General features: G+C 40.5%; 6 protein-coding genes. All 6 read left to right on the forward strand.

What is annotated here, in order from left to right; translation table 11 throughout:
- The first annotated feature begins 6 nt into the window (after positions 1–6).
- The 6 genes from KCG35_RS02700 to KCG35_RS02725 all read left to right on the forward strand — a co-directional run bounded on the left by KCG35_RS02700 (position 7) and on the right by KCG35_RS02725 (position 9,853).
- Positions 7–894 carry a rhomboid family intramembrane serine protease gene (locus tag KCG35_RS02700; protein ID WP_215818121.1) on the forward strand — a complete coding sequence of 296 codons (888 nt, stop codon included), beginning with the start codon at positions 7–9 and terminating at the stop codon, positions 892–894.
- 84 nt (positions 895–978) lie between these two features.
- A complete protein-coding gene (locus KCG35_RS02705) occupies positions 979–1,242 on the forward strand; it encodes a YeaC family protein (RefSeq protein WP_215818122.1) in 264 nt (87 codons plus the stop codon).
- 90 nt (positions 1,243–1,332) lie between these two features.
- Positions 1,333–2,193 (forward strand): DUF2797 domain-containing protein, encoded by an 861-nt coding sequence (locus tag KCG35_RS02710; protein WP_230408953.1) that lies wholly within the window; start codon positions 1,333–1,335, stop codon positions 2,191–2,193.
- Between the two features lie 67 nt (positions 2,194–2,260).
- Positions 2,261–4,900, forward strand: coding sequence for an aminopeptidase N (pepN, locus tag KCG35_RS02715; protein WP_215818123.1), 2,640 nt, complete (start codon positions 2,261–2,263; stop codon positions 4,898–4,900).
- A gap of 1,489 nt (positions 4,901–6,389) precedes the next feature.
- On the forward strand, positions 6,390–8,390 hold the full coding sequence (locus KCG35_RS02720; protein WP_215818124.1) for a DUF1302 domain-containing protein: 2,001 nt from the start codon (positions 6,390–6,392) through the stop codon (positions 8,388–8,390).
- An 83-nt stretch (positions 8,391–8,473) separates the two neighbouring features.
- Positions 8,474–9,853 carry a DUF1329 domain-containing protein gene (locus KCG35_RS02725; protein WP_215818125.1) on the forward strand — a complete coding sequence of 460 codons (1,380 nt, stop codon included), beginning with the start codon at positions 8,474–8,476 and terminating at the stop codon, positions 9,851–9,853.
- The last annotated feature ends 205 nt before the right edge of the window (positions 9,854–10,058 follow it).

Consider the following 10,058-nt stretch of genomic DNA (forward strand, 5'->3'; position numbering starts at 1 on the left):
ATAGCTATGTTGCGATTGCTTGAGGTCCCTGCTGAAGAGGACTTACGTTCATTCTCATTGTATTTGTATCATCATGGGGTGAAGCACAAAATTACTGAAGAGTCGGGGCAACAAGTATTGTGGCTGGTGGCAGAAGATCAGCAGCAACAGGTCACTGACTGGTTCCAGCAAGTTCAGTGTGGTGAGTTAGATTTATCTCGTTATCAGGCAGTGATTGATAATCCGCAGGCATTGCGTACTCAAAACCATCAGCATTCAATCAGTCAAATTAGCTATTTCCCGATGACAGCCTTCTTTTTAGTCATTAACTTATTTGTAGCGGCAGTAACCGGACTTGGCAGTAACTATCAAGTGGTGTCGTGGCTAACCTTTGTTGATTTCACTTTAATAGGCAATCATGTACTGGCCGCATCACTGGGAGATGTTTTTACCAGTCACCAATATTGGCGCTTATTGTCGCCTATCTTTCTACATTTTGGCTGGCTCCATATTATCTTTAATATGCTTTGGCTTTATGTATTAGGCCGGCGTATCGAGACCAAAGACAGTAGTAAGCTTATGTTTGGCTTAGTGCTATTTGTAGGTTTTCTTTCTAATTTTGGGCAGTATTTAATGTCGATAGACCATCCTATCTTTGGTGGTTTTTCGGGTGTTGTTTACGGTTTGCTGGGTTACTGTTGGGTGAGGGAAAAACTGGCTAACGTTAACTTTTTTATCCCACAAAGTATCTATATGTTTATGATCGTTTGGTTAGTGATTGGCTACTCTGACATCTTAGCCGTTGTAGGCTTTGGTAATGTGGCGAATACCGCTCATACTGTAGGGCTATTAGCAGGTTGCTTGTTTGCTGTATTTCGTGGCCGGTATAATCCTGATAATGCACTTCGATGTTAAAGCTGCCTGAAGTGACAATATTAAGACAGTATATTTACAATAGACAGTAAACAATCTGATAGCCTGTGATAGCTGAGAGAATGTATGGACTTTTCGCAACTCATTGACCAAATTGACTCAGAAACCTACCAGCGGCTAAAAAGCGCAGTAGAAATTAGAAAGTGGCCGGATGGACGGGTGCTTACCCCATCGCAAGTTGAGCTATGTCTGCAAGCGGTCATTGCCTATGAGCACAAGCATCTGCCTGCTGATCAGCACACAGGCTTTATCAGTCAACAATGTGCCAGCCAGACTCAGCTAGATACCGAACAAGAGGATGATAATCCTCAACCAGTCAACATTATATAACGTATTTTTTCCCGTGATTATCATACCTGAGATGGTTATAAAAACCTGAATAAAGGTATAAGACCTGTATAAAAAAAGGAATAGCCTGTTTTGAGTGATGTTTTATCTCAGTCATTAACCTCCCAGTCACCAATCGTTGGCCAGCTACAAAAAATGAAATCACAACTCGCTGATCCAGTGGTGTATCAGTTACTGGTTGGTGAACAATTGGTTTCATTAAATGAGTTGTTGGGTAAACAAATAACGTTGAAGTTTTTAGGTGCGATTAACTGTATTGCATGCGGTCGAAAAACAAATAAAAGCTTTAATCAAGGCTACTGCTTCCCTTGCTTTAAAAAATTACCCCAGTGTGACAGTTGTATTATGTCTCCTGAAAAATGTCATTATGAGCAGGGAACGTGTCGAGATGCTGCCTGGGGTGAACAGTTTTGTATGACAGGCCATATTGTTTATCTGGCAAATTCCTCAGGGGTAAAAGTAGGTATTACCCGTTTGTCACAAGTACCCACACGCTGGATAGACCAGGGAGCCACTCAGGCATTACCTATTATGCGTGTCGCTACACGACAACAGTCGGGACTTATTGAAGCGGCAATGAAGTCTTTTGTGGCAGATAAAACAAACTGGCGAACGATGTTAAAAGGAACATCAGATGAAGTCGATTTAGTCAGCAAGCAGGAAGAGTTGTTTGCCCAATGTGCTGAGACTATAACATCCCTTCAGCAACAGTTTGGTGTACAGGCATTACAACCTGTAACTGATGCCAAACCACTAGTCATCACCTATCCCGTTCTCCAGCACCCTGAAAAAGTAACCGCGCTTAACTTTGATAAGCAAGCAGAAATAACGGGTACGCTGCTGGGTATAAAAGGCCAGTATCTGATTATGGATATTGGGGTGTTAAATATCCGTAAGTTTACGGCGTATAACATACAGTTCAGTAGTGCATAATAAATACCCTTCACTATAGGTATAAACTGTAGGAAGCCATAACGATAAGATTTTAAGAGAGAACAACATGAAAGACGCTCAGCCTCGCACAATTTATTTAAAAGATTACCAAGAGCCAGATTATTGGATTGACCAAACGGACTTAACCTTTCGTTTAGGTGAGGATTACACTGATGTTACTGCCGTATTGCAGGTACGGTTAAATAAAAATAAACAACACGAACATTTACCTAACTTGGTATTAGATGGTACTGATATGCAACTTCTGTCGGTGAGCATCGATAACCAGCCACTCGACAGTAGCCTGTACTCATTGACGACAGAAAACTTAAGTTTACCCGTCAATGCGGAACAGTTTACGGCCACCATTAATACCCGTATAAAACCGCAAGAAAACACATCACTTGAAGGGTTATATCGTTCGAACGATATGTTTTGTACTCAGTGTGAGGCAGAAGGGTTTCGTAAGATCACTTATTATTTAGACCGCCCTGATGTCATGGCTAAGTTTTCTACCACGATTATTGCTGATCCCAAAAAATACCCGGTGATGCTATCTAACGGTAACTTAATTGCAGATGAAAATTTAGATGATGGTCTACGTAAAGTTAAATGGGAAGACCCTTTTAAAAAACCTTGTTACTTATTTGCTTTGGTAGCAGGGGATTTAGCCTGTGTAGATGATGAGTTTATCACCCATTCTGGTCGTAAAGTGGCGCTTAAGTTATTTACAGAAGCCACAAATGTTGACAAATGCGAGCATGCACTACTATCGCTGAAGCGGGCGATGAAGTGGGATGAAGAAGTCTATGGTCGTGAATATGACCTGGATATTTTTATGATCGTCGCTGTAGATCATTTCAATATGGGGGCGATGGAAAATAAAGGTTTAAATATATTTAACTCATCTTGTGTGTTAGCCAAACCTGAAACGGCAACAGATGGAACCTATCAACGTATTGAAGCCATTGTTGCCCATGAATATTTTCATAACTGGAGTGGCAACCGAGTAACCTGTCGAGATTGGTTCCAGTTAAGTTTAAAAGAAGGCTTTACAGTTTTTCGGGATGCTGAGTTTTCCGCGGATATGAATTCACGTCCAGTGAAGCGTATTGAAGATGCAAACTTTTTACGTACCATGCAGTTCCCTGAAGATGCCGGCCCCACTTCTCACCCTGTACGGCCTGCGTCGTATATTGAAATTTCTAACTTTTATACATTGACGGTCTATGAAAAAGGCGCTGAAGTGGTGCGCATGATTCATAACATTGTCGGTAAGGAAGGTTTTAGAAAGGGTAGTGACTTATATTTTTCGCGGCACGATGGGCAGGCAGTGACCACAGAAGATTTTGTCAAAGCCATGGAAGAAGCCAATGATGTTGATTTAGCACTGTTTCGCCGCTGGTATACTCAGTCAGGAACACCGGTAGTACACGTGTCGGATAATTATGATGCTGCCAATAAGCGGTATACCTTAACCGTAAAACAAAACTGTCCACCAACTCCTGGGCAAGCAGAAAAAGTGCCGTTTCATATCCCGTTTGCCGTTGGGCTCATTGATGCACTAGGCAATGATATGCCGCTTGATGAGCAAGGTAATACGACACTTGTTTTAGATGTTAAAGAGGCGGAGCAAACATTTACCTTTAACAATATTAGCGAGCAACCATTACCTTCACTCGCGAGAGACTTTTCTGCCCCTGTCAAAGTTGAATATCCCTATACCCGTGATCAGTTAATGTTTTTAATGAGTCACGATAATGATGGTTTTAACCGTTGGGATGCGGGACAAAAGCTAGCGGTTGATATTATTAAAGAGCTTGTTGAACAGCAGCGGGCAGGGATGACGCTGGCCTTAGATGAGCGTTTAGTAACTGCGTATAAATCATTACTGACGGGTTCGTCTTTGGATAAAGCGATGTTAACTAAAATGCTTGCTTTACCGAGTGAAGACTACGTTGCTGAAGAGTGTGATGTTATTTATCCACTCAGCATTCACGTGGCCCGTGATTTTGTACGTCGCACGTTGGCAGTGAAATTACACAAGCAGTTTAAAACCTGTTTTGATGCCAACAACACTCAAAAAGCCTATCAACCCACGGCGGAAGACATCGCTGAGCGTAGCCTGAAAAATATTTGCTTGAGCTACCTGACATTGGCTGATGAGCAAGGTATCGAGTTGTCTTGGCAGCAATACCAGCAGGCAAATAATATGACAGATCGCTTTTCTGCGTTAAGTATTTTAGAAAATGCTGTGTCTGTTAAAGCGCGCGACTATGCGGAACAAGCGCTAGCCAGTTTTTATCAGCAGTGGCAACGTGATGCGCAAATGATAGAGCAATGGCTATCAGTACAGGCCGGTGGTGAATATACGGATCTCGAAAAAATCCAACAATTAATGCAGCATAATGCATTTGATATGAAAAACCCTAATAAAGTAAGGGCGTTAATTGGTGTATTTGCCAACCGAAATAAAGTGCATTTCCACCGTGATGATGGGGCAGGTTATGCTTTCCTTGCTGATCAGGTGTTGGTGTTAAATCGCTTAAATCCACAAATGGCATCACGCTTATTAACCCCCATCACTCGCTGGCGGCGATATGATGAAATGCGTGGTGCATTAATGAAGGAGCAACTGCAGCGCATCATGAAAGAAAAAGACCTCTCCAAAGATGTTTATGAGATAGTCTCTAAAAGTTTGAAATAACCATAACCTCCCCCTTCAACAAGGGGGAGGAACTGAACGAGAGAATCTCTTGAATTTCAATATGTTAAGAGGTGCCCAGTTTCAAAGTAGCTTCGGTCTTTTATTCCCTCCCCTTGGTAAGGGGAGCGTTAGGGTGGGGTTTTAGATATAGGACAAAAATCAAAGATTTTAATTTTGGCTCGTGTAGATAAAATAATTGTCTAACAATCAATATTTGTTTGTATGTAAGGCAGTATTCCTATCTGTTTTTTGCTTGCTTTTTCTTTTTTTAAACTCTGCCACTGTTACTTTTTATTAAAAAGTGATACCTCTCATGCTTATTTATGTTACTTCTGTTCGCATATGGATTATGAGTTGCCTTTGTAGAAAATTAGATGGTCAATAACTCATTTTATTTAGAAAGTGATCTATTTCAGAAAAAACTAATAAGTCGATAGCTAATTCAAGTGGGTGTAGTACATGCCTCCTCCTTTAGAGGGTTGAAAAGAACCTTAAACTTTTAGTTTGCTTGATGCTTTTACAGTTTGTACTGTTTAAACGTTCGTTTTTTCTAGACGGAATAGCTTAAAAGTTTCATAATGTAACAAATTTACAAAACAACGATAAATAAACTGGACTGTTGCTCAAGGTGAAGGCGTTTTGGGCGAGGTACCAAGTGATGAACTCTTGGGGGCTTATTGAAATAAGTGCGGTGGCAGTTAATTGCTCCTGTATTAACTGTATTTCCACCATCCTTGGTGGTTAAGAATAAAGGTAACAATGCATAAACCTTATTCACAAAAAGTAATAGGCAAAGTTTTGTAATTTTTTACATATTTCATTGCGAAGCTATTAACATTGAATAAAAAAAATAAGAAGATAGTATATAGCTCACCTTGAGTGCTTTAAGGTGGTAAATAGAAAATCATAAAATGCTAATTCAATGTGTTCACAGTAAACATTGAAAAGTGTAAGTATGAATGTACTGAGATAACAAAAATAATTAGGAAGTTGGAGCTGAGCGTAATAACCAAAAAGAGCTATTTAAAGTAATAAGTATTAAAAACTTTGCTTGGTGTACCCATTATGATGGGTATAGTAGTTCAATTTGGATAACTAGGGGACAATAACAATAAGGTAAGGATGCAATTATATATACCCAAAATGAAGGGTATATATAAGATTGGGTGTGAAAAAAATAATACTCAAGTAAAGATTTATACCTTATCTATTGTATTACTCTTAACACTTAAGTCGGATATACGAGTGTATTAGCCGATGGATTATTGTGTCCAAAGAAAAGGCTATTTTTAACTCGGTATTCATAGTGATATATACAACTATTGTTGTATAAATGTGGCTGCGTACTTTTTTAAGGTAAGTATACCCATAACGAAGAGTATATATCACGACCAAACTGCTCCTACGTGGTTAATTTATTAAGTTTTTACTGGTTAGTAAGAGTTAATAAGTTCCACCCTTCCTATAAGACCATGCTACGGAGCGATCCATGAACAACACAAATAGCCTGCCCTTACGCCTGTTATTTGCACCCGCAAAAGCAGGATTTGCCTTAGCCAGTTTACTTGCCGTTATGCCTGTCCAGGCGTTTGAATTTGACTTAATGGAAGGAGAGGTGACCGGTTCATTAGATACTACCTTATCCTATGGCGCGATGTGGCGTGTTGAAGGTAGAGATACTCACCTCTATGGTAACGACACTGAGCCAACTCATGATGATGTAAATACCAACGATGGTAACCGTAATTTTGATACGGGAATGGTATCGAGTGTTTATAAAATTAATTCAGAACTTAAGCTGAATTATAAAAACTATGGTGCATTCGTGCGTGGTCGTGCGTTTTATGACACCGAAATCATGGATAAAGACACAGACTGGTCTGATACGAATGACAGTTTCATCAATAAAAACTCTGCATACTATAATCAAGCTGGTACAAATAGAGCTGCAGATGCATTTGATAGCGATGTTGAGGAACTAATTGGTAAAGATGCTTCAATTATGGATGCCTTTGTATTTGGTAGCTTTCATGTTGGTGATATGCCTTTAGATGTTAGGTTTGGTAAGCAAGTACTGAACTGGGGAGAAGGCATTTTTTACCGTGATGGTATCAATACTATTAACCCAATTGATGCCGGACAATTTGCGCTACCAGGTTCTGAGCTTAAAGACGTGCTAATTCCTCAAATGGCATTGTCATTTAACTTAGGATTAACTGAAAACCTCTCCATGGAAACTTATTATATGATGGAGTGGGATGAGAGTATTGTTCCTCCTGTAGGTTCCTATTTTAGTAATAATGATATTTTCGCTGATGGGGCAGAGTTTGGATATAATGAAGTTGTAGGCACAGATAAAAAGAGAATAGATGATCCTGCAATACGTGCTGGATGGATATCTTTACTTAAAAATCGTGGGATAAATATTCACGGTGACTATCTAGTTGTTGCAGATTTGAGGGGCAAACAAAATGCTAAAGACAGTGGACAATTTGGAGTTAATTTTAAGTATTTTGCCGAAGAGTTAAATGAAACAGAGTTTGGGTTCTATTTTGTCAACTATCACGCTCAAGTACCTTTTACTGCAGCTGGTATAAGGCCTGGAAGTGTTACAGCTGCGACAACAGAGTTCGGTGACGATAATGCAATTACCAATGGATTTGCAAAGTTACATGTATTATCAAATGGAGTTTATGCAGATAGAGTATACCCTGAAGATATAAGAATGTTTGGGTTGAGCTTTAATACTACAGTTGGTAATACCTCCATTGCTGGGGAGTTAACATATCGACCAAATATGCCCATGTGGATTGATCACCCTGATGATCTAGTCTCTGGTATTTCAGAAAACCTCTCAGACTCTAATGCAGATGGGATAATAAGAGATGTTAGAAATGCTGCAGGTTCAGAAGCTGGTATTTGTACATCAATTCCGCTCTCTCAAGGTCGTCCAAACAATTTTGGCTGTGTAGGCCAAGATTATAAAAACTATGAACGTGTTGAGTTATATACAGGCTCTTTAGTATTTATTCATAACTTTGGCCCTCGCTTTGGTTTTGATAATTTTATAGCAGTGTTAGAGCCATCCTTTGAGTTAATTTCTGGTATCGGTGGTAATTACGATATGTTTGCGGCTAAAGGCTCTAGCCCTTATGATTCTCGCAACTTCTCTGAAGATTATACCCCTGAACACGAGCGTCTAGACCGCTTTAGCTGGGGCTATACTACCGTATTTTCAGGTCAGTGGAATGATGTATTTGCAGGTGTCAACTTAAACCCGATTTTACGCTTTAAACAAGATGTGCAAGGTAACTCACGTGTTACAGGTAACTTTATGGAAGACCGTAAAGCAGTGACCTTAGCATTAAATGCAACATATATGAATTCTTTAGAAGCAGGTATCAGTTATACCAACTTTTTTGGTGCAGAGCGGCGTAATAAACTGAATGACCGTGATAATATAGCATTTACAGTTAAGTACTCATTCTAAATAATAAACATATAAAATTAGCATTAGCCAACGTAAGGTGCTCATTTGTGGGGCATCTTACAAAGACTAATAGAGAGCCTGCTATGAAAAAGAATATAATTTATATCGGTGCTGCCGTGGCAGCACTGACGTTAGCAATTCAAACGGCTACGGCTGCCATTAGCCCGCAAGAAGCAAAAAAATTAGGCACGACCTTAACGTCTATCGGTGCTGAAAAAGCGGGAAATGCGGATGGCACGATTCCCGCTTGGACCGGGGGAATAACCAAAAAAGATATTCCTGCGTCGTATAAGCGCCGTGGTCAACACTATCCTAATCCTTGGCCAGGTGATAAGCCCCAGTTTTATATCACTGCTGAAAATATGGCCAACTATAAAAGTAAATTAACCGCTGGGCAGATTGCGTTATTTGAGGCATACCCAAAAACATTTAAAATGCCAGTTTACCAAACGCGCCGTTCTGGTTCGTTACCGCAGCATGTGTATGATAACACCCTTAAAAATGCAACAACGGCTACGTTAGTTAATGGCGGTAATGGTTTTAAAGGTGCCTATGCCAGTGTGCCGTTTCCTATTCCTAAAACCGGTTTAGAAGCTTTATGGAACCATATTGTTCGTTACCGTGGTGAATACGTCGTGCGTCGTGCATCTGAAGTAGCGGTTCAACGTAATGGCAATTATACCTTAATTACAGCGCAACAAGAGGCTGGGTTTAATTATTATTATCCCAAAGGTAGTGAAAGTACGTTAGATAATACCATTATTTATTATCTTTCCTTTACCACAAGTCCAGCCCGTTTAGCTGGTGAAGCGGTGTTGGTACATGAAACCCTGGACCAGGTGAAACAACCACGTCAAGCCTGGAAGTATAATGCAGGCCAGCGTCGCGTACGTCGAGCACCAAACCTGGCGTATGATACGCCTATCTCTGGTGCAGATGGTTTACGTACCGCCGATGATACAGATATGTTCAACGGTGCCCCAAACCGTTATGAGTGGAAATTGTTAGGGAAAAAAGAAATGTATATTCCCTACAATAACTATAATCTGATCAGCCCTGACCTTAAATATTCAAATGTGCTAGCGAAAGGGCATATCAACCCTGCACAAACACGGTATGAGTTACACCGGGTGTGGGTCGTTGAAGGCACACTGAAAAAAGGCGAACGCCATATTTATTCCAAACGTACGCTTTATCTGGATGAAGATAGCTGGGGTGCAGCAGTAGTCGATCAATATGATGGGCGTGGTGAGTTATGGCGTGTCAGCATGGCGTACTTGCTCAATAATTATGATCTGCCAACCACGTGGACTGGGCTGGATGTATTCCATGATCTACAAGCCCGCCGTTACCATGTACAAGGTATGGCAAACGAAGAGCGTAATTACGTAGACTTCTCTCGTCCAATTCCTGACAATAAATACTTCAAACCCAGTACCCTTCGTAGAAGAAGTTATCGTTAAACCCTGCTTTAATCCCCCACCAACCTCCCCCTTACACCAAGGGGGAGGCTTTACTTCATCCCTCACAATACCCGTAATAAGCCCTTTAGTTTAAGTAAATTAGGCTAACCCCAAAATATTTTTAATAGCACAATCTCAAGCCTCCCCTTTTTGAAGGGGGAGGTTGGTGGGGGATGTTTTGCTATAGCCACAGTGAAGGATTTTT

This window comes from Zooshikella harenae (assembly GCF_018837975.1).
Taxonomy (GTDB): domain Bacteria; phylum Pseudomonadota; class Gammaproteobacteria; order Pseudomonadales; family Zooshikellaceae; genus Zooshikella; species Zooshikella harenae.